Below are 24,915 nucleotides of genomic sequence, written 5' to 3'. Positions count from 1 at the left end.
TCGTGGCACTTCAAGCCGAAGTGAAACGACCATGACGACATCGCCGCAATCATCAAGCCTGACCATCATGGTGATCGATGACAGCAGCACGATCCGCCGGTCAGCAGAGATTTTCCTGATCCAGGCGGGCTACCACGTCGTGCTGGCCGACGATGGCTTCGACGCGCTGGCCAAGATCAACGACCACCACCCTGCGCTCGTGTTTTGCGACATCCTGATGCCGCGTCTCGACGGGTACCAGACTTGCGCGCTGATCAAGAAAAGCGTGCGTTTTCACGCGACACCGGTGCTGATGCTCTCGTCCAAGGACGGCCTGTTCGACCGCGCGCGCGGCGCGATGGTGGGCGCCAGCGCCTACCTGACCAAACCCTTTACCAAAGACAGCCTGCTGGCGGCCGTGCGCGAGCACGCCCGGACGGCCGGCTGACGATTCAACCAGATCCGGATCCCTCGTGGCCATTCAAAAGATTCTCATCGTCGACGATTCGCCGACCGAACGACTGTACCTGACCGACATCCTGGTCAAGAACGGCTTTACCGTGTGCACCGCCGTCAGCGGCGACGAGGCGATCGAGCGCATTCGCGCCGAGCGCCCGCAGCTGATCCTGATGGACGTGGTCATGCCCGGCACCAACGGCTTCCAGGTGACCCGCGCCATTTCGCGCGATCCCGAACTGGCGGCCCTGCCGATCATCATCTGCAGCAGCAAGGACCAGGAAACCGATCGCATCTGGGGCATGCGCCAGGGCGCCAAGGAATACCTGGTCAAGCCGGTCGATCCGGCGCGCCTGCTGGCGGCGATTGCCGCGCTGGCCGTGCCTGGCGCTGCTACCGGCAGCGTGAAGGCATGACCACCGGCGGCGCGGACGAACGTGCAGGCCGCCGCGATCCCGCGGCGCGGCGCACCCGCCTGCGCCTGTACCAGGAGCAGCTGCTCGAGCGGATGCAGGCGGCCAAGAACGGCGCCGGCGCCAGCGTGGCCCAACTGGGCCTGGCCATCGGTGAGGCACGCTACCTGGTCGACCTGGCCGAAGTGGGCGAAATCGTCGCACCCGTACCGGTCACGCCCGTGCCGCTGACCCGCCCCTGGTACCTGGGGCTGGCCAATGTGCGCGGCAGCCTGCTGGGGGTGATCGACCTGGCGCGCTATCTCGATGACGAGCACGCGGCCACCACGCAGGCGCCCGCTGGCAGCACGCCGCGCCTGCTGGTGTTCGCGCCAGCCCTGGGCTTGAATTGCGCGCTGCTGGCGTCCTCGGTGTATGGCTTGCGCCATGCGGGGGCGATGACGCGCGACGGCGACGCCCTGCGCGATGCCGATGGCAACACATGGATGCCGCTGTCGCTGGCGGCGCTGGTGCGCGAAGAGCGCTTCCTGCACATTGCACGCTAACCGAACACACTAACTTGCAGTACAGGGAGCCGGAATGGGATTCGCCTCGAAATTGACCATGAATGTCTTCGCCAAGGGTGGCGCAGCCGATGACGCGGTGCTGCCGGTAACGCCGGCCCCCATCGCCGACGCTGCGGCGCCCGACGGCGGGGGCAGCGGATCGGCCAGCGGATCGGCCGCCGCGGCGGCGCGCCGCCTGGGCGGCTTTCGTGGTCGTGACGACGCGGTCGCTGATGGCCAGGGCGACATGCGCCCCACGCTGATGGGAAGCAGCTTCCAGCCCAATCGCCTGCGCCTGCTGCTGGGCGCCGTCGCCGCTGGCGCGGTGCTGACCGTGCTGGCCATGTGGCAGAACGCCGCCAGCGACGCCCGCCTGGCGGGGCAGAGCCAGGTGGCCGGTGACACCGTGATGCACTCGCAGCGTTTCGCCAAGGCGGTGCCAATCGCGCTGCGCGGCGATGCGCAGGCCTTTTCCCAGGTCGAAGAAAGCCGCACCGAGCTGGGCCGCGAACTCGATCTGCTGGCCCGCGGCGGCCAGTCGCCCACCGGCCGCATTCCCGCCGCCAGCGGCCCCCGCGCCGACGACCTGCAAAAAGCCATCGTGCTGTGGAACCGCTCGTCCAAGGCCTCTGCCAACATTCTCGGCAACCGGCGTAACCTGATCGCCTTCGGCGCGAGCCTGGCCCAGTACGAAGAAGTCGGTCCCGAGCTGATCGCCATTGCCGAGCGCCTGCAGCGCGACGAGTCGACGGATGCCCGGCGCCAGGTGGCGGCACTGAGCCTGCTGTCGGTGACGCAGCGCCTGACGGCCGGCGCGCAGACCTTCAACACGCCGGGGTCGACCCAGAACGCGGTGACCTACATCCTGGGCGACATCGCCTCGGTCGAAGCACTCGTCGATGGCCTGCTCGATGGCGGTGGCCGCTATGGCCTGGCGCCGTTGACCGACCTGGAGCTGCGCTTGCGCCTGTCGCGCACCCGCGACAGCCTGCGCGAATACGTCAAGACCGTCACGCCGCTGATTGGCAACCTGACCAGCTATGCCGGCGCGCGCGCCGCCGAGCGCCTGATTTCGCGCGACAGCGAACCGCTGCGCGTGATGCTCGCCAAGCTGCACATGGATTACCAGCGCGACCAGGCCGAGATCAGCCCCTGGTTCTGGTTGTCCATCGGCGCCGGCGTGTTTACGCTGCTGGCCGCCCTGGGCACCACCCGCGCCATGCTGCAAGCGTCGCGTGAACGCGCCGCCGGCGCCGAACAGCGCCGCCAGGAAGCCGAAGCGATGCGCCACCTGGCGCAGACCAAGGAACAAGAAGCCAAGGCCACCAATGAACAGAACCAGGCCGCAATTTTGCGCCTGATGAACGAACTGCAGGACGTCGCCGACGGCGACCTGACGGTGCAGGCGACGGTGTCGGAAGACATCACCGGCGCGATTGCCGACTCGGTCAACTACACGGTCGAAGAACTGCGCGAGCTGGTCGTGCGGGTCATCCGCACGGCAGAGCAGGTGGCGCGCGCATCGAGCGGTGCGCAGGATGTCTCGGCCGAGCTGCTGGGCGCGGCCGAGCAGCAGTCGCGCGAGATCCAGGATGCGTCGACCACGACGCTGCGCCTGGCCGGCCTGATTACCGACGTGTCGCGCTCGGCCCTCGAATCGGCCGACGTGGCGCGCCAGTCGGTGGCGGCGGCGGCGCAGGGTTCGACTGCGGTGCAAAATGCGATCGAGGGCATGCAGGAAATTCGCGAGCAGATCCAGGAAACCTCCAAGCGCATCAAGCGCCTGGGCGAATCGTCGCAGGAGATCGGCGAGATCACCGAGCTGATTTCGGACATTACCGAGCAGACCAACGTGCTGGCGCTGAACGCCGCAATCCAGGCCGCATCGGCCGGCGAAGCAGGGCGCGGCTTCTCGGTCGTGGCCGAAGAGGTGCAGCGCCTGGCTGAACGTTCGGGCGACGCGGCCAAGCAGATCGGCGCGCTGGTGCGCACCATTCAGACCGACACCCACGACGCGGTGGCAGCAATGGAAAAATCGACCCAGGGTGTGGTCGAGGGGGCGCGCCTGTCGGACGCCGCCGGCGCCGCGCTGTCGGACATTTCGCGCGTCTCGAACCGCCTCGGTGACCTGATCGGCGACATGTCGACCGCCACCGAACGCCAGGCTACCAAGGCCACCGGCGTGGCCGACAAGATGCAGCAGATTCTCGCCGTGACCGAACAGACCCGCCAGGGTACCCGCCAGACCGCGCTGTCGATCCAGGAATTGGCCACGCTGGCGCAGGAACTGAAGGATTCGGTGTCCCGCTTCCGCGTGGTATCCTGACCGGGCGATGACGACCTTGAACCGCTCCAGCAGTTTTGATACCGGCCCGCTGTCCTGGGTCATTGGCGAAATCCGCGATGCCCTCACGCGCGCCGCCACGTCCCTGCGCGATGCCGCGGGCCGTTCGCCCGAGGCGCAGCCAACGCTGCTGCTGCATGCGAAATCGCACCTGCACCAGGCGCACGGCGCCTTGCAGATGGTCGATGTCGACGGCGTCGGCGTGTTCACCGCCGCGGCCGAAGCGGTGCTCGATCGTTTCAAGGATGGCCAGTTAGCCTGCAACGCCCAGAGCGTGCAGGTGGTGCTGGACGCCTTCGGTGCGCTGGGCGAATACCTCGACGAACTCCTGGGCGGTGCCCCGCAACAGCCGGCGCGCCTGTTCCCGTATTACCGCGACATGGTCGAACGCCAGGGTGAGACCAAAGTCCATCCGGCCGACCTGCTGCCGCTCGATCTGTCGGTGCTGCCGGAGCTGCCTGCCACTGCCTCTGTCAATGCCGAAGTCGACATCGCCGCCTGCCGCGCGCACTTCGAAAAAGCCCTGTTGCCGTACCTGAAGGCCGACGACGACGCCGCGCGCCGCGCGCAGGCGCACGACATGGCCGCGGCAATCGCGCCGATCGCCGGTGCGCAGGCGAGCGCGCGCGCGCGCCTGTTCTGGCAGGCGATGCATGCGTTTGCCAGCGTGGTGGCCGACGGCCAGGTCGCGACCGACCTGTATATCAAGCAGCTCTTTGGCCAGATCAACCTGCAGTTGCGGCGCCTGGCCAAGGGCCAGCAGGATGCGCCCGAGGCGATGCTGCGCGATGCGCTGTTTTTCGTGGCCGCCGCGCGCACGCCGGGCCTGGAAGCGCGCGCACTGCGCCAGGCGCTGGGCCTGGACGGCGCGGTGCCGCACGACTACGCCGAACGCCGCTACGGCAAACTCGATCCGCAGGCGCTCAAGGATGCGCGTGAAGCGCTGGCGCGCACCAAGTCGGACTGGGATCTGATCGCTGGGGACGGCAAGCCCGACGCCGCCGTCGAGAACGATTTCAACGATGCGCTGGCGCGCCTGGCCGGCGCCAGCGACAAGCTGGGCGCGCCCGCGCTGGCGCAGCTGCTGCGTGAACTGGGCCGTGCGGCCGGTGACTCGGTGCAGTCGGGCCGCGACGACCAGTTTGGCCTGGAGATGGCGGCCGCCATGCTGTTCGTCGAGAACAGCCTGGACCAGCTGCGCCAGTTGCCCGACGATTTTTCGCAGAACGCCGAAGCCGTCGGCGCGCGCCTGTTGGCGCTGGCCGCAGGCGAAACCCCGCCCGACGCCCCGCAGTGGCAGGGCGAACTGGCGCGCCAGATCCAGCAGGGCCAGACCGTGGCGGTGCTGGCGGGCGAGGTCAAGGCCGGCCTGCGCCAGATTGAAAAACTGCTCGACGATTACTACGACGACCCATCGAAACGCCAGGTGCTGGAACAGGCCGGGCCGGTGCTGCATGGCTTGCAGGGTGCGTTCGCCATCCTCGACCAGGAGCAGGCCGTGCTGACCGTGCACCATGTCGAAGACGCAGTGCGCACGCTGGCCGACAGCGCTCGCGATGTCACCGCGCAGCACGCATCGCTGCACAATATCGCGCAGAATATCGGCGCGCTCGGCTTCTTTGCCGATCTGCTGGCGCAGGACAGCGCGCTGGCGCGCGGCCGCTTTACGTTCGACACCGAGAAACAGCTGCTGCGCGAGCTGCCGTTCGAGTTCACGGCGGCGCCTGAAGCCGACGTTGCCGACGGTGCCGACCTTGCCAACGCTGCCGCCGGCACCGACGCGCACGACGACGTCGATGCCGAACTGCTCGGGATCTTCATCGCCGAGGCGCAGGAAGTACTCGGCTTCGTGGTCGAGACGCTGCCGCGCGCGGCCGACGAGCCGGGCAACCAGGAAACCCTGACCGGCCTGCGCCGTGCGTTCCACACGCTCAAGGGCAGCAGCCGCATGGTGGGCCTGGAAGCCTTCGGCGCGACCGCCGCCGGTATCGAGCGGGTCATGAATGTCTGGCTGGCCGACGGCCGCGCGGCCACCGCCGACCTGCTGGCACTGCTCGCGCACGCCTACGCCGAACTCGATGCGTGGGTGACCGAACTGGCCGCCGGCCAGGCACCGCAGCGCGATGGCGCAGCGTTGATCGAGGCTGCGGCGCGGGTGCAGGAGGGTGGTGCGTTCGAGCCGCCAGCCGATGTGGCGTCAACGCCGGATGCTGCTGCGCAGTTCGATGCGCAAGTCGATTCGCAAGTTGATACGCAAGTCGATGCGCAGTTTGATGACATCCCGGTCCTCGACGTGCAGATCACGCCGCCCGGCGCCGATGCCGTGCGGCGCGTGGGCGACCTGGCCATCGGCCAGGCGCTGCACGACGTGTACCTGCTCGAAACCGAATCGCTGTGCGCGACGCTGGAGGCGGCGTTCGCTGCGCTGCGCACAGACCCGGCGCAGCGCGCGTCATCCGACGCGATCACGGCCGCGCACACGCTGGCCGGCACCTCGGCCACGGTCGGCTACACCGACCTGTGCGAACTGGCGCACGCGCTGGAGAGAGCGCTCGAGAAGCTTACCCTGCCGGGCGTGTCCCTCGACGAGGACGCCCTGGACCTGTTCGATGCGACGCTGGCGCGCATGCGCACGATGCTGCAGGTGTTCACGCTGGGCGAACTGGCCCCGGCGCAGCCGGACCTGATCGAACAGCTGGCCGCGCTGCGCGCGCGCCTGGGGACATCGCCGTTCGACAAGCTCGAACCGGCGCTGGCAAGTCAGCTCGACACGCTGTTCGCCGAAGCCTACAAGCAGTTGCTGGCCGAGCCGCCGCCATTCACGGCGCCGGCGCCACGCGCACCCGCCCCGGCACCGGCAGCATCGGAAGATATCGACGACATCTTCGGCGCATTCGGCGACGACCCGTTCGCCGCGCCGGCGCTGGAACAGGCCGCGCCGCAGCCGGAGGCCGACTTCGTGGCGGTGACGCCCGATGAAGCGGTGCTGGCCGAGCCGACGTCCGAGCCGGAACCCGAACCTGAAGCAGAGCCGGAGCCGGAGGTCGAGCCCGAGCCGGAACCCGAGCCGGAAGCCGAACCCGAACCCGAATCCACGCTGACGCTCGACGACCTGCACGAGCCCGGGCTGGCCGGTGCCAGCGGGTATGTCGACGAGATCGACGCCGACCTGCTGCCGGTCTTCCTCGAAGAAGCGACCGACCTGCTGCCGCGCATCGGCCACGACCTGCGCCAGTGGCAGCAAGAGCCGTCCAATGCCGCTGTCGCGCAGCGCATGCAGCGCGACCTGCACACGGTCAAGGGCAGCGCGCGCATGGCCGGCGCGATGCGCCTGGGCCAGCACGCGCACGAACTGGAAACGCAGATCGAGAACATGGTCCATGCCGGCACCTCGACGCTGCCGCCGACGGCGTTCGACGAGCTGCTGGCCAACTACGACAGCGCGATGCTGCTGTTCGAGGGCTTGCAGCAGCCGGCCGGCGCCGCCTCGGCGCCAGCCTCCGTGGATGCCCCCGTGGCCCCGCCGGCAGAGCCGGCCCGTGCACCGCTGGTGCGCGTGCGCGCCGACATCCTCGACCGCGTGGTGAACCAGGCGGGCGAAGTGTCGATCACACGCTCGCGCCTGGAAAACCAGATTGGCGTACTTAAGTCGTCGCTCGGCGACTTCTCGGACAACGTGGGCCGCCTGCGGCGCCAGTTGCGCGAGATCGAGATGCAGGCCGAATCGCAGATCGCCTCGCGCCTGTCGATCGCCGGCGAGCGCGAATTCGATCCGCTCGAATTCGACCGCTTCACGCGTCTGCAGGAACTCACGCGCATGCTGGCCGAAAGCGTCGACGACGTCGCCTCTTTCCAGGAAAGCCTGGCGCGCACGGTCGATTCGGCCAACGAAGAACTGTCGGCCCAGGCGCGCATGACGCGCGACCTGCAGCGCGATCTGATGCGGGTGCGGATGGTGCCGTTTGCCAGCCTGTCCGAGCGCCTGTTCCGTGTCGCGCGCCAGACCGCGAAAGAGACCGACAAGCGCGTCAACCTGGATATCCGGGGCGGCGCCGTCGAAATCGACCGCGGCGTGCTGGAACAAATGGCCGCGCCGTTCGAACACCTGCTGCGCAACGCGATCGTGCACGGCATCGAGCCGCGCGCGGCGCGTCAAAACGCCGGCAAGGCCGAGACGGGCGAACTCTTGGTGCAGGTCAGCCAGCACGGCAACGAAGTCTTGATCAACTTCAGCGACGACGGCGCGGGGCTGGACCTCGACCGCATCCGCGCCAAGGCGCTGGCCGGTGGGCTGCTTGCCGAAGGCGACGAGGCACCGGACGAACAAGTGACCGATCTGATTTTCGCGCCGGGTTTCTCGACGGCGGACACGCTGACCGAACTGGCCGGACGTGGCGTGGGCATGGACGTGGTGCGCTCCGAAGCGCAGGCGCTGGGCGGACGCGTTGCGGTGGCGTCAGAGGCGGGGCAGGGCGCACGCTTTACCATCACGCTGCCGCTGACGCTGGCCGTGGCGCAGGTGGTGCTGGTGGTGGCCGGTGGCCGCACCCACGCGGTGCCGTCGACGCTGGTCGAGTCGGTGCAGCAGGTGCGCGAGGCCGACCTGGCCGCCGCGATCGACGCCGGCAGTATCCACCTGGCCGGCCACGCACTGGCGCTGTATGGCTTGCCTGATTTGCTGGGGATGGATGACGACGAGCGCACCACGACGCAGCGTTCGACGCCGGTGCTGGTGCTCAATGGCGGCAGCCGCCGCATCGCGCTGCGCGTGGACGAAGTGCTGGGTAACCGCGAGGTGGTGGTCAAGAATATCGGCCGTCAACTGGCGCGCATGCCGGGCATTGACGGCGCCACGGTGCTGGGTTCGGGCGAGATCGTCCTGATCCTCGATCCGCTGGCGCTGGCGCAGCAGCCGCAGGGCGCAGCACGCGTGAAGCAGGCAGTCGCGCCCCAGGTGCGGCGCCCCACCGTGATGGTGGTCGACGATTCGCTGACGGTGCGGCGCGTGACCCAGCGCCTGCTCGAACGCGAAGGCTATCGCGTGGTGCTGGCCAAGGATGGCATCGAGGCGCTGGAACTGATCGGGCAGGGCGCACCGGACCTGATGCTGGTCGATATCGAGATGCCGCGCATGGACGGGTTCGACCTGACCCGCAATGTGCGGAGCAACGAGGCAACGAAGGCGATCCCGATCATCATGATCACGTCGCGCACGGCCGACAAGCACCGCAACGTGGCGCTTGGGCTGGGCGTGAATGCCTACTTCGGCAAGCCCTACCAGGAGACGGTGCTGCTGGCGGCGATCGAGGGCTTGCTGGGGCGCGCGGCCGCCTGACAGCGTGAAGACGGCGATCAGTCGTCGTTCGCCTCGTCCTCCTCCGCCACTACTTTCTTCACCACCGCAAAGCGTTCCAGCGTGCGTTTTCGCGCCGCGTCGTGCTCCACGACCGGCGCCGGATAATCGCGGCCCAGCACGATCCCGCGCGCCGCCAGCACGTCAGACTTCACCAGCCACGGCGCGTGAATCTGCTTGCCGTCGAGCTGCGCCAGTTGCGGCAGATAGCGCCGGATGAACTCCCCGCGTGCATCGAAGCGCGTCGATTGCGTGATCGGATTGAAGATCCGGAACCACGGCTGCGCATCGCACCCGGTCGACGCTGCCCACTGCCAGCCGCCGTTGTTCGAGGCCAGGTCGTAGTCATTGAGCTGGCGCGCGAAATAGCGCTCGCCGCGGCGCCAGTCGATGCCGAGATCCTTGGTCAGGAAGCTCGCCGTGACCATGCGCAGCCGGTTGTGCATGAAGCCCGTCCGGTTCAGCTGCAGCATCGCCGCATCGACCAGCGGATACCCGGTGCGGCCTTCGCACCAGGCCGCGAACAGCGCGTCGGCCTCGTCGCCGGTCTCCCACTCGACCGCATCGTACGCCGGCTTGAACGAACGTTCGACCACGTGCGGGTTCTGCGACAGTACCATCGCGTAAAAGTCGCGCCAGATCAGTTCGGACAGCCACACGGACGCGCCGGTACCGCCGGTGCCGGACTGCACCATCTCGTGGGCGCTGCGCACCAGGTGGCGGATTGACGTGGTGCCAAAGCGCAGGTGCGCCGACAGCCGCGAGGTGCCTTCCTCGGCCGGAAAGTCGCGCGCGCGGCCATAGTCGGCCATTTCGCTGACAAAGGCCTCGAACAGTTCTTCCGCCCCATCCATCCCGGCCGGTAGCGGCGGCTCGCCCGACGTGAAGCCGATGTCTTCGAGTGCTGGCAGGGAAGGCGGCGCACCGGTGGGCGGCGCGAACGTGTGCGCATGAGCATCGACCGGATAGCTGGCCAGCGTCTCGGGATGTGCCGCCAGGCGCTTGAGCCAGGCGTTCTTGTATGGCGTAAACACCGAGAAGACGCCACCGGCGAGCGTGAGCACTTCCTGCTTCTCGAAGATGACCTGGTCCTTGTAGGTATGGAAGGCGCAGTCGCGCACGGCCAGTTTCTCTGCCACCTTCAGATCGCGGGCAATGGCCGACGGTTCATAGTCGCTGCCGGCATGCACGGCATCGATCCCGAGTTCTTCCGCCAGAGCTGCGACTTCATCGCGCGCGCTGCCGTGGCGCACGATCAGGTAGCCTCCAAGACGACGCAATTCGGCGTCCAGTTGGGCCAGGCTGGCATGGATGAAACGCAGACGCCGGTCATCCTGTGGCAACTCATCGAGGATATCGGTGTCGTAGACGAACACGCAATACACCTGTTGCGACGAACGCAGGGCGTGGTGCAGGGCGGCGTGGTCGAACGCGCGCAGATCGCGGCGGAACCAGACTAAAGACTTGCTTGAATTCATCATCGTGTGCGAGGTCAACGTGGACCCAGATTTTACTGCCCATCATCGAAACGTGTGGCGCCCGAGTAATGCTTCCAATGGCTCACGGGGCAAATGGGTGTAAACTGTCGAAAAGCGTAAGGTTGTTCTGCAGATGCCTGGCAGCCGTTCAACAGAAGTAACAACGCGAGAGTGCGCCTTTTGAGAGCAATCGTATGAAAAAAACCAAAGTTGGCCAAACTCTTCCCATGCCTGGCATGCCTCGTGAGCAGGATGGCTCCCCAACCATGGCGGGCCCTGCAGCATCCGGCCTGAACCTGGCGAACCACTTCCTGATCGCCATGCCGTCGATCCAGGACCCCGTCTTCGGCGGCACCGTCGTCTACGTGTGCGAGCACAATGACAAGGGCGTGCTTGGCGTGGTCATCAACAAGCCGACCGACATGACGATGGAAACCCTGTTCGACCGCGTCGACCTCAAGCTGGCCGAAGGCCTGCGCGCCACCGTCGTCGACGAGCCGATCATGTTCGGCGGCCCTGTGCAAGACGACCGCGGCTTCGTGCTGCATTCGCCGGGCGGGCGCTATTCGTCGTCGCTGATTGTCACCGACGACGTCTCGTTTACGACCTCGATCGACGTGCTCGAAGCCGTCGCCAATGGCGGTGGCCCGGCGCGCATGCTCGTTTCCATCGGCTACGCCGGCTGGAGCCCGGGCCAGCTCGAAGAAGAAATCTCGCGCAATGGCTGGCTCACCGTCGGCGCCGACGCGCGCGTGCTGTTCGACCTGCCGATCGAAGAGCGCTACCACGCTGCCATCAAGCTCCTGGGCATCGATCCATTGATGCTCGCCACCGAGGCCGGCCATGCGTAAGGCGTTCGCGTACCAGAACGGCGGGCATGGTTGATATCGTCCTGGGCTTCGACTTCGGCATCAAGCGGATTGGCATTGCCATGGGCAACACCCTGACCGGGCAAGCCCAGCCGCTGAAAGTCGTCAGCGCGATCGACAACGCCACCCGCTTCAAGATCATTGGCGACCTGATTGCCGAATGGCAGCCGGCGCGCCTGATCGTCGGCGAGCCGCGCCATCCCGATGGCGCCGAGCACGACATGACGCTGCGCAGCCGCCGCTTTGCCAACCAGCTGCATGGCCGCTTCAATCTTCCCGTCGAACTGGTCGATGAACGCTATTCGTCGGCCGTGATCGCATCGAAGCGCGGCGACATCATCGACGACAAGGCGGCCGCGATTATTTTGCAACAGTATTTTGACGCATCACGTTAACCCTATGCCCACCAACAAACACGCATTCGATGCCGAAGCGCTCTACCGCGAGCTGCTGGCACAAGTCCGCGCGGGCCTGGACGGCGTTGCCGATCCGGCCATCGTCGGCATCCATTCCGGCGGCGCCTGGCTGGCCGAGCGCCTCGCGCGCGACCTCGACCTGACACATCGCCTGGGCGCCATCGACGTCTCGTTCTACCGCGACGACTATGCGCGCAAGGGCCTGCACCCGGACGTGAAACCAACCCATATCCGCTTCGCGGTCGACGGCGCCACCGTGGTGCTGGTCGACGACGTCCTGCAGACCGGCCGCACCACGCGCGCGGCGATCAACGTGCTGTTCGACTACGGCCGTCCGGCCTGCATCCGTCTGGCCACGCTGGCCGACCGGGGCGGGCGCGAGCTGCCGGTGGCCGCCGATTTCGTCGGCGTCCATGCCACGCTCGAGGCCAACGAGTCGCTGTGCCTGCAGCGCGATGAGACAGGCCAACTTTCGCTCACCATCGAACAAGACAATGCCGATCCTGCACAATAATCCGCAACTGAACAAGAACGGCGAGCTGCAACACCTGCTCACCATCGAGGGCCTCAAGAAGTCGCACATCAACCACATCCTCGACACCGCGTCGAGCTTCGTGGGGATCTCTGACCGCGAAGTCAAGAAGGTCCCGCTCATGCGCGGCAAGAGCGTGTTCAACCTGTTCTTCGAAAATTCGACGCGCACCCGTACCACGTTCGAGATCGCGTCCAAGCGCCTGTCGGCCGACGTCATCAACCTGAACATCCAGGCATCGTCGACCACCAAGGGCGAGTCGCTGCTCGACACGATCGACAACCTGGCCGCGATGCACGCCGACATGTTCGTGGTGCGCCACGCGCAATCGGGCGCGCCATACATGATCGCGCAGCACCTGAACCGCACGCGCTCGGATGTCCACGTCGTCAATGCCGGTGACGGGCGCCACGCGCACCCGACCCAGGGCCTGCTCGACATGTACACGATCCGGCACTACAAGAAAGACTTCACGAACCTGCGCGTGGCGATCGTCGGCGATATCCTGCACAGCCGCGTGGCGCGCTCGGACATCCACGCGCTGACCACGCTGGGCGTGCCCGAAGTGCGCGCCATTGGCCCGCACACGCTGCTGCCGGGCGGCCTGGATCAGATGGGCGTGCGCACCTTCACCAACATGGACGAAGGCTTGAAGGACGTCGACGTGATCATCATGCTGCGCCTGCAGAACGAACGCATGAGCGGCGCGCTGCTGCCGTCGGCGCAAGAATACTTCAAGAGCTACGGCCTGACGCCCGAGCGTCTGGCGCTGGCCAAACCCGATGCGATCGTGATGCACCCGGGGCCAATGAACCGCGGCGTCGAGATCGACTCGGCCGTGGCCGATGGCAGCCAGGCGGTAATCCTGCCGCAGGTGACGTTCGGGATCGCGGTACGGATGGCAGTGATGAGCATTTTGGCAGGAACCCACGCATGAAACTCCATATCAAGAACGGGCGCGTGATCGACCCGGCGCACGGCGTCGACGCCGTGCAAGACCTGTTCATCGTCGATGGCAAGATCGCGGCCATCGGCACCGCACCGGCCGGCTTTGCGGCCGACCAGAGCATCGACGCGAGCGGCCTCGTGGTCGCACCGGGCCTGGTCGACCTGTCGGCGCGCCTGCGCGAGCCTGGCTACGAATACAAGGCCACCCTCGAATCCGAACTACAGGCGGCGATGCAGGGCGGCGTGACCACGCTGGTCTGCCCGCCCGACACCGACCCGGTGCTCGACGAACCGGGCCTGGTCGAGATGCTCAAGCACCGCGCGCGCATCGTCGACCAGGCCAATGTGCACCCGCTGGGCGCACTGACGGTGGGCCTGAAAGGCCAGGCGCTGACCGAGATGGCCGAACTGACCGAAGCCGGCTGCATCGGCTTCGCGCAGGCCGAGGAACCGATCCTCGACACCACCGTGCTGCTGCGCGCGATGCAGTACGCGAAGACGTTCGAGTACACCGTGTGGCTGCGTCCGCAGGACGCGCACATCGGCCGCGGCGGCGTGGCCCATGCCGGTCCGCTGGCCTCGCGTCTCGGCCTGTCCGGCGTGCCGGTGATGTCCGAGACCATCGCGCTGCACACGATCTTCGAGCTGATGCGCGCCACCGGCGCGCGCGTGCACCTGTGCCGCATTTCATCCGCTGCGGGCCTGGACCTGATTCGCGCCGCCAAGAAAGAAGGCCTGAACCTGACGGCCGACGTGGGCGTGCACCACCTGCACATGACCGACGCCGACATCGGTTTCTTCGATTCCAACGCGCGCCTGACGCCGCCGCTGCGCTCGCAGCGCGACCGCGACGCGATCCGCGCCGCGCTCGTCGATGGCACGGTCGATGCGATCTGCTCCGACCACACGCCGGTCGACGACGACGAAAAGCTGCTGCCGTTCGGCGAAGCCTCGCCCGGCGCCACGGGCCTCGAGCTGCTGCTGGCGCTCACGCTCAAGTGGGCGCAAGACCAACCGCACGGCGCGCAGGGCGCGCTGGCGCTGGCGATCGGCAAGATCACCTGCGAAGCGGCGCGCATTGCCGGCCTGCCGGCTGGCACGCTGGGCGTGGGCGCAGCAGCCGATGTCGTGCTGTTCGACCCGGCCGCACGCTGGACGGTGGACGGCAAGGCGCTGGCCAGCCAGGGCAAGCACACGCCATTCCTCGGCTACGAGCTGGCCGGGCAGGTGCGCGCGACAGTCGTGCGCGGCCGCGTGGCTTACCAGCGTTGATGCAACCATCGCGCGCGCTTCGCTTGAAGCGCGCGCCTTTACGGCGCTCATTATCTTGAATATCCGGCTTGCCTGGCGCCTCGCGCGCGTCACCGTCCATCTGTGCGAAGGACTGGCCACGTGCGCGCTGGTGTTTCCCCTGGCGTCTCCCCGTTTGCGCGCCCGCCTGACGCGCGGCTGGTCAGCGCGCCTGCTGCGCCTGTGCCGCGTGAACGTTGCGCCGGCACTGGGTGTGCCCGCACTCGCGCACGCGCTGGTGGTGGCCAACCACGTGTCGTGGCTCGACATCTTCGTCATCAATGCGTTGAACCCGTGCCGCTTCGTGGCCAAGGCCGAGATTCGCGCCTGGCCCGTGATGGGGCGCCTGGCCGCCGGCGCTGGCACCGTGTTCATCGCACGCGGCAACCGGCGCGAGTTGCGCCACGTGTTCAAGGGCCTGGTCGATGTGTTGCAGAAGGGGGAGCGCGTCGCGTTGTTCCCGGAAGGCACGACCGGCCTGCAAGGCCAGGTGCTGCCGTTTCACGCCAATCTGTTCGAGGCGGCGGTCGATGCCGGCGTGCCGGTGCAGCCGTATGCGCTGGCCTATGTCGGCGCCGATGGTGCGCACCATCCGTCGATCGAGTATATCGGCGAGACGACCTTTGTCGACAGCCTGTTCCGGATTTTGCAGGGGCCACCGGTCACGGCGCGCCTGACCTGCCTGGCGCCTCTCGAGAGCCACGGTGCGCACCGGCGCGAACTGGCGCAGGCGTCGCAGGAGGCGGTGGCAACTGCGGTGGCCAACGTACCTCCACGCTGATTCAACGCTGCTTGCCGCCGTGTTCCCGGTACTCGGGACAATCCACCTGCAGCAGCGTGCGGTCATCCAGGCACACGGCCGTCAACTTGCCACCCCACACGCAGCCGCTGTCCAGCCCGACCAGGTTGGGCCGCTGCACCACGCCCAGCGCCGACCAGTGGCCGAATACCACCGTCACGTCCTGCGTCCGGCGTGCCGGCAGGTCGAACCATGGCAGCAGGTCGCTGCCGGTCGGGCCGGTATCGGTTTCCTTGTGCTTGAAATCCATCGCGCCGTCGGGGGCGCACAGGCGCATGCGCGTGAGCGCATTGACGATGCAGCGCAGGCGTTCGATGCCCGTCAAACCGTCGTCCCAGCGGTCGGGCTGGTTGCCGTACATCTGGCTCAGGAAGTCGAGCCAGCCATCGCCCTGCAACATGCGTTCGACTTCGCCGGCCAGCGCCATCGTCTGCACCGCATCCCATTGCGGCGCCACGCCGGCGTGCACCAGCAGGTGATTGTCGACGAACATCGCCAGCGGCCGTGCGCGCAGCCAGGCGATGAGTGCATCGCGGTCGGGGGCGGCCAGGATCTCGTCGAGCGTGTCGGAGCGGCTGAGGCGCTGGACACCGCCCGCCACCGCGATCAGGTGCAGGTCGTGGTTGCCGAGCAGGGCATCGACCCGCCCGCCGCTCGATTCATTGAGCGCCTTCATGCGCCGCAGCGCCATGAGCGATTCGGGGCCGCGGTTGATCAGGTCACCCACGAACAGGATGCGCGCGTCGTCGCCCGCCACGAGGGCAATACGGTCGAGCAGCAGCTGCGCTTCATGCGCGCAGCCTTGGAGGTCGCCAATGGCGTAGGTCGTCATATTCTTGTTCTGGCAGGACATCGCAGTCCTGTTGCCTGGCGTTGTGAAAGAGGGTGGACGTGATGCTTTGGCGGATACTAAATGATTTTGCACGCGAGGGGTGTTTTGCGTCGCCGCGCAAGCGGGTGGCAAGATAAATACACGCGCCGTCATTGACGTCCAGTCCGGTACAATAAGGCCGGTTTTCCGTTGATGAATAGCGTGCCTTGGCTGATCCACCGAAAGAAAACAATAATGTTCTCGTTTTTTGTCAGTTTCCTTTCCTGCGCACTGCTCACGCTCTTGGTCATCAAGACCGCGCGAAAACATGGCCTGGGACTCGATGGTGATTTTACCGGCGTACAGAAGAACCATACGCATGCGGTCGCGCGCATTGGCGGGATTCCCATCTTTTTGGCGGTGGTGGTAGCGTCCGGTTTATCGATCTTGCGCCAGCCGCAAATGGCCGCGTGGCTGGCAACCTTGATTGCCTGTGCCTCGATTGCCATGGCCGGCGGCATTGCCGAAGACTATACGGGAAAGGTCTCGCCGAGTCGTCGCCTGTTCCTGACGATGCTGGCGGCGGGGCTTGGCTATTGGCTGCTCGATGCGGGTATCGGCCGGCTCGATTTGCCATGGACGGTGGTGCCGCTCGAATCGATCTGGATCGTGCTGCCGCTGACATTAATGGCCGTGGCCGGCGTTGCCAATGCCATCAACATCATCGACGGCTTCAATGGCCTGGCCGGCGTGATCAGCATTTTCATGCTGCTGTCGCTGTCCTACGTCGCCTTGCAGGTGGGCGATATGTTCGTGCTGGTGGCAGCCTTGATTGTCGCCGGCGCCACGGCCGGCTTCCTGATCTGGAATTATCCGGTCGGGCTGATTTTCCTGGGCGATGGCGGGGCGTATTTCCTCGGATTTTTGCTGGGCGAGCTGGCCCTGCTGCTGGTGATGCGCAATCCGGCGGTCTCGACCTGGTACGCGGCACTGCTGCTCATTTACCCTGCATTTGAAACCATATTCTCTGCATACCGCCGCATGTTTGTCCGTGGTAAATCGCCGACGCTGCCCGACGGTATTCACTTGCATAGTTTGATTTTTCGGCGCATCGTGCAATGGACGGTGGGCCCGCGTGAAGCACGCGCACTGATGAAACGCAATGCGCGCACTTCGCCTTATTTATGGCTGATTTCATTGCTCGCAGTGATACCGGCAACCGTGTTCTGGGAAAGCACGAGCGCATTGATGGTGTTCTGTCTGTTGTTCATAATCAGTTACCTGTGGTTGTATGGGCGTATCGTTCGATTCAAGTCCCCGCGCTGGCTTTTTTTAAGCAAGAAAGACTGACTGGATATTATTGATGTAGTATATTGCGACATTTGGTGAGTATTCACCGATAGCCAGCAATTGCTGAATCTGCATTCAATTTTTAACGAACGAGGAACGATGATGGATCTGTCGAATATGTCGGTAGGCGATTTGCGCAACCTGCAAGAACAAATCAAGCAGGAAATGAAAACGCGTGAAACCCAGGAAGTGCAGAAAGCACGCGAACAAATCCTGGCAATCGCGCAAAGCGTTGGCATGCCGCTCAAAGAACTGATGGCAGCTACCGGCCGCGGTTCGAAAGGCGCCACCGTCGCCGTGCGTTACCGTCACCCACAGGATTCCAGCCAGCAGTGGACCGGCCGTGGCCGTCAACCAAAGTGGGTCAAGGAATGGGTCGAAGGCGGCAAGTCGATCGACGACCTGCGCGTCTAAGCACTTTGTACCGCTCCGCCTCGCGGAGCGTGCGCCGTGCGCTTCTCCAGCGCCGGCGCCGGTGGCGTGCTGCCATCGAATCTGGCGCGCATTCGCGGCCTTTGCTATTTTCTGTATCCCCTTGTGATTCTTTGAGTGCGGCTCCCGGCTCGGCTTGCGCACGCGCGCGCCATTCCCCTACCGGCCACGCTTGCCGTTACAATAGTGGATACTTATCAATCCTCCAATATTCCAGGAAACAAAATGGTTGCTCTCTCCAAAACGATTTTCAAGGCCTACGATATTCGCGGCATCATTGACAAGACCCTGGACGCCGGCATCGCGCGTCATATCGGTCGTGCATTCGGCGCCGCCGCGCTGGCCAAGGGAGAGAGCAGCGTCGTCATCGGCCGCGATGGCCGCCTGTCCGGCCCTGAGCTGGCTGGTGCATTGAGCGAAGGCTTGCGTGACGCCGGCGTCGACGTGATCGATCTGGGCATGGTCGCCACGCCGATGGTCTATTTCGGCACCAATGTCCTCGACACCCGTTCGGGCATCATGGTCACCGGCAGCCACAACCCGCCCGACTACAACGGCTTCAAGATGGTCCTGGCCGGCGAAGCCATCTATGGCGACGCCATCACGGGCCTGCACGACAGCATTGCAGTGTATGACGGCGCGATCGCGGCGCAGCGCGGCGGCTACAGCACCCACGACATCCGCGCCGCCTACCTCGAGCGCATCATCGGCGACGTCAAGCTGGCGCGCCCGATCAAGATCGCCATCGACTGCGGCAACGGCGTGGCCGGCGCGTTCGCGGGCGAGCTGTATCGCGGCATGGGCGCCGACGTGGTCGAGCTGTTCTGCGAAGTCGACGGCACCTTCCCGAACCACCATCCCGACCCGGCGCACCCGGAAAACCTGCAAGACCTGATTCGCGCGCTGCAACAGACCGATGCCGAAATCGGCCTGGCCTTCGATGGCGATGGCGACCGCCTCGGCATCGTCACCAAGGATGGCCAGATCATCTTCCCGGACCGTCAGATGATGCTGTTCGCAGCCGACGTGCTCTCGCGCGTTCCTGGCGGCGAGATCCTGTATGACGTCAAGTGCACGCGCCACCTGGCGCCGTACATCGAGCAGCATGGCGGCAAACCGCTGATGTGGAAAACCGGCCACTCGCTGGTCAAGGCCAAGCTGAAGGAAACCGGCGCGCCGCTGGGCGGAGAGATGAGCGGCCACATCTTCTTCAAGGAACGCTGGTACGGCTTCGACGACGGCATGTATGCCGGCGCGCGCATGCTCGAGATTTTGACCAAGCAGCAGGATCCGTCGGCGCTGCTCAACAGCCTGCCGATGGCCAGCAGCACGCCGGAACTGCACCTGCAGCTGCAAGAGGGCGAGAACTTCACGCTGATCGACCACCTGCGCGCCAACGCCACGTTCCCGACATCCGAAAAAATCAACGACATCGACGGCCTGCGTGTCGAGTACGCCGATGGCTTCGGCCTGGCCCGCTCGTCGAACACGACGCCGGTCGTGGTGCTGCGCTTCGAAGGCGAATCGCCGGAAGCACTGGCGCGCATCCAGGCCGAGTTCAAGACCGTGATCCTGGCTGCCAAGCCGGATGCAGACCTGCCGTTCTGAGGGCAGTCGCTTGAAGATCCTGCTCGTGCGCGTGTCGTCTCTGGGCGACGTGCTGCATAACCTGCCGATGGTGGCCGACCTGCTGCGCGAGCATCCGGGCGCCACGATCGACTGGGTGGTGGAAGAGGGCTATGTGAGCCTCGTGCGCCTCAACCCCAACGTGCGCAAGATCATCCCGTGGTCGCTGCGCCGCTGGCGCAAGAGCCTGGGCAAGAAGGAAACGCGGGCCGAGATCCGCACGTTCTTCCGCACGCTGCGCGAAGAAGAATACGACTATGTGTTCGACACCCAGGGCCTGCTCAAGACCGGCATCATCATGGGCGCGGCGCGCGTGCGCAACGGCGGCAGGAAGGTCGGCCTGGCCAATGGCAGCGAAGGCTCGGGCTATGAAGGCATCTCGCGTATCTTCCATACCGACAGCATCCCGTTGAATCCGCGCACCCATGCGGTGGCGCGCGGACGCATGGTCGCCGGTGCTGCGCTGGACTACAGCGTCGATTCGGCCCCCGAGTTCGGGTTGCCGGCGCCGGGCAGCGACACGCGGCCGGCGTTCCTGCCGCAAGAAGACTACGCGGTCTTCTTCCATGGCACGGCGCGCGCGGCCAAGAAGTGGGCCGATGCCAACTGGATCGCATTGGGCGCGGCGCTCGCGCCGATGCCGGTGCTGCTGCCGTGGGGCTCGAAGGCCGAACACGAGGATGCCCAGGCGCTGGCGGCAGCGATGCCCAATGCGCGCGTGCTGCCGAAATTGTCGATGATGGACGCGGTACTGCTGGCGCAGCACGCGCGCCTTGCGGTGGGCGTCGACACGGGCCTGACCCACATCGCCGCCGCCTTCGTGCGGCCGACGATCGAAATTTACTGCGATTCGCCGAAGTGGAAGACCGAAGGCAACTGGTCCGATCGCATCGTCAACCTGGGCGACCTGGGCGCGCCGCCGTCGAGCGGCGACGTCATCGCGGCTGCACGGCGCCTGCTGGCGCCGGCATGACATGAACCGCACGCTGTACTCGGGGCTCTGGTGGCTGGCCATGCCGGTCGTGCTGGGCCGCTTATGGTGGCGCGGCCGCAAGGAACCGGGCTACCGCGCCCATTGGGATGAGCGCCTGTCCGTTGGCGGGCCCGTGGCTGGCGATCGGCCCACGATCATGGTGCATGCGGTGTCGGTCGGCGAGACGCGTGCCAGCGAGCCGCTGGTCGATGCGCTGCTGCTGGCCTATCCCGACTGCCGGATCCTGCTGACCCACATGACGCCGACCGGCCGCGCCACCGGGCGCGACCTGTTTGCGCACCATGGCGAGCGCGTCGTGCAGGCCTACCTGCCGTACGACACGGGATGGATGACGACGCGCTTCCTGCGCCGTTATCGTCCGCGTGCCTGCATCCTGATGGAGACCGAGGTCTGGCCGAACCTGATCCACGCCTGCACGCGGCAAGGCGTGCCGATCGTGCTGGCCAATGCGCGCCTGTCCGAACGCTCGCTCAAGCGGGGCCGCAAGGCCGGCGCCGTGATGCTGGAAGCGGCGCGCTCGTTTGCGCTGGTGGCGGCGCAGACCGACGCCGATGCGGCGCGCATTGCGTCGCTGGGCGCGCCGAACGTCGTCGTCACCGGCAGCGTCAAGTTCGACATCGTGCCCCCGCAGGCGGCTCTGGAGAAGGGCGCCTGGCTGCGCACGCGCATCGACGGCGCGGCGCGCCGACCGGTATTTTTGTGCGCGAGCACGCGCGAAGGCGAAGAGACACTGATCCTGGAGGCATGGCGGCAGAACCGCGACAAGCCGCAGCACGCCTTGCTGTTGCTGGTGCCACGCCATCCGCAGCGCTTCGATGACGTGGCAAGGCTGGTCGAGGCAAGCGGCTTGACGCTCGCGCGCCGCTCGCAGCTGGATGGGGAGGATGCCACCGCCGCGATTGATGCTGATGTCCTGCTGGGCGACTCGATGGGCGAGATGTTCGCCTATTACGCTGCTTGCGACTGCGCCTATATCGGCGGCAGCCTGTTGCCGCTGGGCGGCCAGAACCTGATCGAAGCCTGCTCACTGGGCAAGCCGGTGCTGGTGGGCGAACACACGTTCAATTTTCTCGATGCGACGATCGACGCGGTCGATAGCGGCGCCGCCTTGCGGGTCCCGGACGTCGATGCGCTCGTCGCTGCAGCGGCGCGCCTGCTGCAGGGCGACGCAGAGCGCGCGGCGATGGGCGCCAGGGCACTGGCTTTCGCCGGTCGCCACCGCGGCGCGACCCTGCGCACTGTTGAACTCGTGCAACGGCTTATTGGATAGGTTTTGTTACCATTCTCATCTGCATGCTATATAACTAAAGGGGATGCGCCATGTTGTCAATGAATCGCGCGACACCAGGCAGTGATGGAGAGCCAGTGTCTCTTCGGGTTCAGGAAGGGACAGCCGACACGCTGGGAGCGATCCTGGGCTCTAGCCTGGCCGACCATGCGCTGGTAACGCAGCAAGCGGCAAGCGTGCTGCCGCTCGATGCACTGCATTTTTTCGTGCGCTATTCGCTGGCCGAATACGTCAGCTTCATGTGGCAGCACGGGGGCTTTTTGATCCGTCGGCGGCGCGTGCGCTGGCCTGCGGGCTTCCTGCTGCGCCTGCGCAGCACGCTGAGCGCGGGGCTGAACTTCGTGCTGCTCGGACGTGGGCGCCGCACCTATGAATTCACCATCGATGCCCACGGCATCGTGCGCACCAGTGGCGGCGTGACGCTGATCGAATGGGCCGACGTGGCTGCCGTGCGCACCTACTCGCGCGGCTTCATGATGGTGCTCGAAAGGGGCACGCTGCCGATCCCGTTTCGCTGCCTGTCGCAGCAGCAGACCGCGACCATGCGCGCTCTGGCGGCGGCGCGCCATGCTTCGAGTCTGCACTGAGCACGACACAGAACATGACACAGCGCCGGCGCTGACCGGCACTACTTCTGCACTACCCCCGCAGGCCAGCGGCCTGCCTACTCGTCAAACAATACCGGCATCTGGTGCGATTGCTTGCGCAGCGCCAGGCGCGCGCCATCGTAGTCCGGATACACCTCTGCCACCGTGGCCCAGAACGCCGGGCTGTGGTTCATCTCGCGCAGATGCGCCAGTTCGTGCGCGACCACGTAGTCGATCAACGCCAGCGGATAGTGGATCAGGCGCCAGTTCAGACGAATGCTCCCGCCCACCGTGCACGAACCCCAGCGTGAACCGGCCGACGACAGCGTGCAGGTTTGATAGCGCACGTTCAGACGCGGCGCGTAGTGGTCCAGGCGCTCGGTGAACACGCGCTTGGCCTCGGCCTGGAACCACAGCTTGACCCGTTCCTTGAGCTGCCACTCGGCCAGCCCGGGCACCACGCCGATCGCCAGTTCGCGCGTGGCTTCGTCAAACCGGCAATGGCTGCGCGTGGCCGGCTCGAGCCGTAGCGTGATTTCGCCGCCCATGAAGGGCAGCATGGCGCCGTCGACCCAGACGACCGGTGCGCGTTGCTGGCGCAGCTCGCGCCGCTCGCCGCGTTCGAGCAGCTTGGTGATGATCCAGCGGCTCTTGGCGCGCAGCGCGTTCTCGATGTCGTCCTGCGTCACGCGGCGCGGCGCGGTCACGCGCAGGCCGTCGTCGTCGATCATGAAGCCGATCGAGCGGCGCGACGAGCGGCGCAGCGCATAGTCGATGTAATGCTGGCCGAGCGCGATGCGTTTGAGGGGAGGGTCTTGCGGGCCGACGGGCGGCGAAGGAAGCCTGGTGCGGGGCGGCGCCGGCGGCGCCTTGAATAGCGGCTGGGATGGCGGCGCCGGCCTGTCGGAAGGCTTGAGCGCCGCAAAGAATTCTTGTGCAAACAGTTCGAGCTGGTCGCCGTCGATCTTCGACGACGCGACCGGCTCCTGCGGACGCGAATTCCTGATCTGGGTGCTAACGTCGCTCAACCACCTTTGTAGGCGTGGGGCGAAATGACGCGCATTTCCGATTCTATCCAATTTTCTACCTCTTGCATCAAGCTGTCAGGGGTATGGCCTTGCGGCGATATCGGTTTTCCGACCGATACCGTGATGGTTCCGGGCCGTTTGATGAACGAATTCTTGGGCCAGCACTCGCCGGAATTATGCGCGATCGGCACCACCACTGCCTGGGTCTCGACCGCCAGGCGCGCGCCGCCGCTCTTGTACTTGCCCTTGCGGCCCACCGGGATGCGGGTCCCTTCGGGGAACATGATAATCCACTGGCCGTCGGCCAGGCGGCGTTTACCGTGGCGCACCACATGCGAGAACGCGTTCTTGCCCTGCTTGCGGTCGATCGGGATCATGCGCAGCAAACCCATGGCCCAGCCGAAGAACGGGATGTACAGGATTTCCTTTTTGAAGACGTAGACCAGGGGGCGCGTCAGGTTCGGCAGCAGGAAGATGGTTTCCCACGCCGACTGGTGCTTCGAGAGCACGATCGCCGGTGCGTCGGGCAGGTTGTCGTAGCCCTTGAATTCGTAGCGGATGCCGCAGATGACGCGCGCGCACCAGATGATGAAGACGTTCCAGCGCGAGGTGAACCAGAAGCGCTGGTTGTAGGGCAGGGGGGCTGCCAGGAAGCACAGTGAAGCCCAGATGATCGTCGCTACCATCATGACGACCGTGAACAGCAGGGAACGCAGAAACAGACTGAAATTACGCAAAGGGGCTCCGGACAAAACGATCTGGTTATTCTTATCGTGGTGTTGTATTGATTATGATGCCTGGGCAGCGCCAGCACCAGTGGCGGCCGCGGGCTTGAGCAGGGCGCTGACCATCGCGGCCAGGTCTGCGTAGACCTTCGTGCCGGGCGGCAGACCGCCGGTCATCTGCGTGCGCTCGCCCTTGCCGGTCAGGACCAGGTTGGGCGTGCAGCCGCGGTTAAAGCCCGCCTGCAGGTCGCGCAGCGAGTCGCCCACCGTGGGCACGCCTTTCAGGTTGATCTTGAAGCGCTTGCCGATTTCTTCGAACATGCCCGACTTGGGCTTGCGGCAGTCGCATGCGTCGAGCGCCGCGTGCGGACAAAAGAAGATGGCGTCGATGTCGGCGCCCACCAGCTGCGCCGCTGCGTGCATCTTGGCGTGGATGGCGTTGAGCGTGGCGATGTCGAACAGGCCGCGCGCAATGCCGGACTGGTTCGTTGCCAGCACCACCCGATAGCCCGCCTGGTTCAGGCGGGCGATGGCCTCGAGCGAGCCGGGGATCGGGATCCACTCGGCCGGCGACTTGATGAAGTCGGGCGAATCGTGGTTGATCACGCCGTCCCGGTCGAGAATGATGAGTTTCATCGGGGGTGCCTGCATG

The 24,915-nt window shown here is 66.0% G+C and carries 22 protein-coding genes; 17 read left to right on the top strand and 5 right to left on the bottom strand.

Annotation, left to right across the window (positions count from 1 at the left end):
- The first annotated feature begins 31 nt into the window (after window positions 1-31).
- The 5 genes from RCH14_RS10525 to RCH14_RS10505 are packed head-to-tail and all read left to right on the top strand — an operon-like array spanning window position 32 to window position 9,072.
- Window positions 32-427, top strand: a complete 396-nt coding sequence (locus RCH14_RS10525) for a response regulator (protein WP_343026072.1) — start codon at window positions 32-34, stop codon at window positions 425-427.
- Between the two features lie 25 nt (window positions 428-452).
- Window positions 453-851, top strand: coding sequence for a response regulator (locus RCH14_RS10520; RefSeq protein WP_332532276.1), 399 nt, complete (start codon window positions 453-455; stop codon window positions 849-851).
- Entirely contained in the window at window positions 848-1,393 is a 546-nt protein-coding gene (locus RCH14_RS10515; protein WP_343026071.1) for a chemotaxis protein CheW, read from the top strand. Before RCH14_RS10520 ends, RCH14_RS10515 begins: the two co-directional genes overlap by 4 nt.
- Window positions 1,394-1,451: 58 nt before the next feature.
- Window positions 1,452-3,719 carry a methyl-accepting chemotaxis protein gene (locus RCH14_RS10510; protein WP_343026070.1) on the top strand — a complete coding sequence of 756 codons (2,268 nt, stop codon included), beginning with the start codon at window positions 1,452-1,454 and terminating at the stop codon, window positions 3,717-3,719.
- A gap of 7 nt (window positions 3,720-3,726) precedes the next feature.
- A complete protein-coding gene (locus tag RCH14_RS10505; protein WP_343026069.1) occupies window positions 3,727-9,072 on the top strand; it encodes an Hpt domain-containing protein in 5,346 nt (1,781 codons plus the stop codon).
- 17 nt (window positions 9,073-9,089) lie between these two features.
- On the opposite strand, the gene RCH14_RS10500 is transcribed toward RCH14_RS10505, so the two are convergent.
- Complete coding sequence (locus tag RCH14_RS10500) at window positions 9,090-10,568, bottom strand: deoxyribodipyrimidine photo-lyase (protein WP_343026423.1); 1,479 nt, start codon at window positions 10,566-10,568, stop codon at window positions 9,090-9,092.
- Window positions 10,569-10,834: 266 nt separating this feature from the next.
- On the opposite strand from RCH14_RS10500, the gene RCH14_RS10495 reads away from it, so the two are divergent.
- The 6 genes from RCH14_RS10495 to RCH14_RS10470 are packed head-to-tail and all read left to right on the top strand — an operon-like array spanning window position 10,835 to window position 15,404.
- Window positions 10,835-11,419, top strand: a complete 585-nt coding sequence (locus tag RCH14_RS10495) for a YqgE/AlgH family protein (RefSeq protein ID WP_407070068.1) — start codon at window positions 10,835-10,837, stop codon at window positions 11,417-11,419.
- A 26-nt stretch (window positions 11,420-11,445) separates the two neighbouring features.
- Window positions 11,446-11,832 carry a Holliday junction resolvase RuvX gene (ruvX, locus tag RCH14_RS10490; protein ID WP_343026068.1) on the top strand — a complete coding sequence of 129 codons (387 nt, stop codon included), beginning with the start codon at window positions 11,446-11,448 and terminating at the stop codon, window positions 11,830-11,832.
- Between the two features lie 4 nt (window positions 11,833-11,836).
- Window positions 11,837-12,367: a bifunctional pyr operon transcriptional regulator/uracil phosphoribosyltransferase PyrR gene (pyrR, locus tag RCH14_RS10485; RefSeq protein ID WP_343026067.1), complete on the top strand. Its 531-nt coding sequence runs from the start codon at window positions 11,837-11,839 to the stop codon at window positions 12,365-12,367.
- Window positions 12,348-13,322, top strand: a complete 975-nt coding sequence (locus tag RCH14_RS10480; protein WP_343026066.1) for an aspartate carbamoyltransferase catalytic subunit — start codon at window positions 12,348-12,350, stop codon at window positions 13,320-13,322. The genes pyrR and RCH14_RS10480 overlap by 20 nt, the downstream gene beginning before the upstream one ends.
- A complete protein-coding gene (locus RCH14_RS10475) occupies window positions 13,319-14,605 on the top strand; it encodes a dihydroorotase (protein ID WP_343026065.1) in 1,287 nt (428 codons plus the stop codon). The genes RCH14_RS10480 and RCH14_RS10475 overlap by 4 nt, the downstream gene beginning before the upstream one ends.
- Before the next feature lie 55 nt (window positions 14,606-14,660).
- On the top strand, window positions 14,661-15,404 hold the full coding sequence (locus RCH14_RS10470) for a lysophospholipid acyltransferase family protein (protein WP_343026064.1): 744 nt from the start codon (window positions 14,661-14,663) through the stop codon (window positions 15,402-15,404).
- 1 nt (window position 15,405) lies between these two features.
- Here RCH14_RS10470 and RCH14_RS10465 read toward each other — a convergent pair whose 3' ends face one another.
- On the bottom strand, window positions 15,406-16,254 hold the full coding sequence (locus RCH14_RS10465; RefSeq protein WP_343026063.1) for a symmetrical bis(5'-nucleosyl)-tetraphosphatase: 849 nt from the start codon (window positions 16,252-16,254) through the stop codon (window positions 15,406-15,408).
- Window positions 16,255-16,488: 234 nt separating this feature from the next.
- Between RCH14_RS10465 and RCH14_RS10460 the strand changes: the two genes are divergently transcribed.
- The 6 genes from RCH14_RS10460 (at window position 16,489) to RCH14_RS10435 (ending at window position 22,510) form a co-directional block, all read left to right on the top strand.
- On the top strand, window positions 16,489-17,583 hold the full coding sequence (locus RCH14_RS10460; RefSeq protein ID WP_343026062.1) for a glycosyltransferase: 1,095 nt from the start codon (window positions 16,489-16,491) through the stop codon (window positions 17,581-17,583).
- Between the two features lie 102 nt (window positions 17,584-17,685).
- On the top strand, window positions 17,686-17,997 hold the full coding sequence (locus tag RCH14_RS10455; RefSeq protein WP_343026421.1) for an H-NS histone family protein: 312 nt from the start codon (window positions 17,686-17,688) through the stop codon (window positions 17,995-17,997).
- A 243-nt stretch (window positions 17,998-18,240) separates the two neighbouring features.
- On the top strand, window positions 18,241-19,623 hold the full coding sequence (locus RCH14_RS10450) for a phosphomannomutase/phosphoglucomutase (RefSeq protein ID WP_343026061.1): 1,383 nt from the start codon (window positions 18,241-18,243) through the stop codon (window positions 19,621-19,623).
- A gap of 10 nt (window positions 19,624-19,633) precedes the next feature.
- Window positions 19,634-20,614, top strand: coding sequence for a lipopolysaccharide heptosyltransferase I (waaC, locus tag RCH14_RS10445; protein WP_343026060.1), 981 nt, complete (start codon window positions 19,634-19,636; stop codon window positions 20,612-20,614).
- Window position 20,615: 1 nt separating this feature from the next.
- Window positions 20,616-21,905: a lipid IV(A) 3-deoxy-D-manno-octulosonic acid transferase gene (waaA, locus tag RCH14_RS10440; protein WP_343026059.1), complete on the top strand. Its 1,290-nt coding sequence runs from the start codon at window positions 20,616-20,618 to the stop codon at window positions 21,903-21,905.
- Window positions 21,906-22,000: 95 nt separating this feature from the next.
- Window positions 22,001-22,510 carry a YcxB family protein gene (locus tag RCH14_RS10435; RefSeq protein ID WP_343026058.1) on the top strand — a complete coding sequence of 170 codons (510 nt, stop codon included), beginning with the start codon at window positions 22,001-22,003 and terminating at the stop codon, window positions 22,508-22,510.
- A 77-nt stretch (window positions 22,511-22,587) separates the two neighbouring features.
- On the opposite strand, the gene RCH14_RS10430 is transcribed toward RCH14_RS10435, so the two are convergent.
- The 3 genes from RCH14_RS10430 to gmhB are packed head-to-tail and all read right to left on the bottom strand — an operon-like array spanning window position 22,588 to window position 24,899.
- The gene (locus RCH14_RS10430) at window positions 22,588-23,538 is read right to left on the bottom strand and encodes a SprT family zinc-dependent metalloprotease (RefSeq protein ID WP_343026057.1); all 951 of its coding nucleotides are present in this window, start codon (window positions 23,536-23,538) and stop codon (window positions 22,588-22,590) included.
- The gene (locus RCH14_RS10425) at window positions 23,535-24,275 is read right to left on the bottom strand and encodes a 1-acyl-sn-glycerol-3-phosphate acyltransferase (protein ID WP_258835629.1); all 741 of its coding nucleotides are present in this window, start codon (window positions 24,273-24,275) and stop codon (window positions 23,535-23,537) included. Before RCH14_RS10425 ends, RCH14_RS10430 begins: the two co-directional genes overlap by 4 nt.
- A gap of 51 nt (window positions 24,276-24,326) precedes the next feature.
- On the bottom strand, window positions 24,327-24,899 hold the full coding sequence (gene gmhB, locus RCH14_RS10420) for a D-glycero-beta-D-manno-heptose 1,7-bisphosphate 7-phosphatase (RefSeq protein ID WP_343026056.1): 573 nt from the start codon (window positions 24,897-24,899) through the stop codon (window positions 24,327-24,329).
- Between the last annotated feature and the right edge of the window lie 16 nt (window positions 24,900-24,915).

This window comes from Massilia sp. MP_M2, assembly GCF_039123635.1.
In the GTDB taxonomy this organism is placed as follows: domain Bacteria; phylum Pseudomonadota; class Gammaproteobacteria; order Burkholderiales; family Burkholderiaceae_D; genus Telluria.
The sequence above is the reverse complement of the archived record's forward strand: the minus strand, read 5'-3'. Positions and strand labels throughout refer to the sequence as shown.

What these genes read in the sequence shown, in the direction of transcription:
- RCH14_RS10525 (WP_343026072.1), top strand. Translation starts at nt 32, where the DNA reads ATGACGACATCGCCGCAATCATCAAGCCTGACCATCATGGTGATCGAT.
- RCH14_RS10515 (WP_343026071.1), top strand. Translation starts at nt 848, where the DNA reads ATGACCACCGGCGGCGCGGACGAACGTGCAGGCCGCCGCGATCCCGCG.
- RCH14_RS10510 (WP_343026070.1), top strand. Translation starts at nt 1,452, where the DNA reads ATGAATGTCTTCGCCAAGGGTGGCGCAGCCGATGACGCGGTGCTGCCG.
- RCH14_RS10505 (WP_343026069.1), top strand. Translation starts at nt 3,727, where the DNA reads ATGACGACCTTGAACCGCTCCAGCAGTTTTGATACCGGCCCGCTGTCC.
- RCH14_RS10500 (WP_343026423.1), bottom strand. Translation starts at nt 10,568, where the DNA reads ATGAATTCAAGCAAGTCTTTAGTCTGGTTCCGCCGCGATCTGCGCGCG.
- RCH14_RS10495 (WP_407070068.1), top strand. Translation starts at nt 10,835, where the DNA reads ATGGCGGGCCCTGCAGCATCCGGCCTGAACCTGGCGAACCACTTCCTG.
- ruvX (WP_343026068.1), top strand. Translation starts at nt 11,446, where the DNA reads ATGGTTGATATCGTCCTGGGCTTCGACTTCGGCATCAAGCGGATTGGC.
- pyrR (WP_343026067.1), top strand. Translation starts at nt 11,837, where the DNA reads ATGCCCACCAACAAACACGCATTCGATGCCGAAGCGCTCTACCGCGAG.
- RCH14_RS10480 (WP_343026066.1), top strand. Translation starts at nt 12,348, where the DNA reads ATGCCGATCCTGCACAATAATCCGCAACTGAACAAGAACGGCGAGCTG.
- RCH14_RS10475 (WP_343026065.1), top strand. Translation starts at nt 13,319, where the DNA reads ATGAAACTCCATATCAAGAACGGGCGCGTGATCGACCCGGCGCACGGC.
- RCH14_RS10465 (WP_343026063.1), bottom strand. Translation starts at nt 16,254, where the DNA reads ATGACGACCTACGCCATTGGCGACCTCCAAGGCTGCGCGCATGAAGCG.
- RCH14_RS10460 (WP_343026062.1), top strand. Translation starts at nt 16,489, where the DNA reads ATGTTCTCGTTTTTTGTCAGTTTCCTTTCCTGCGCACTGCTCACGCTC.
- RCH14_RS10455 (WP_343026421.1), top strand. Translation starts at nt 17,686, where the DNA reads ATGGATCTGTCGAATATGTCGGTAGGCGATTTGCGCAACCTGCAAGAA.
- RCH14_RS10450 (WP_343026061.1), top strand. Translation starts at nt 18,241, where the DNA reads ATGGTTGCTCTCTCCAAAACGATTTTCAAGGCCTACGATATTCGCGGC.
- waaA (WP_343026059.1), top strand. Translation starts at nt 20,616, where the DNA reads ATGAACCGCACGCTGTACTCGGGGCTCTGGTGGCTGGCCATGCCGGTC.
- gmhB (WP_343026056.1), bottom strand. Translation starts at nt 24,899, where the DNA reads ATGAAACTCATCATTCTCGACCGGGACGGCGTGATCAACCACGATTCG.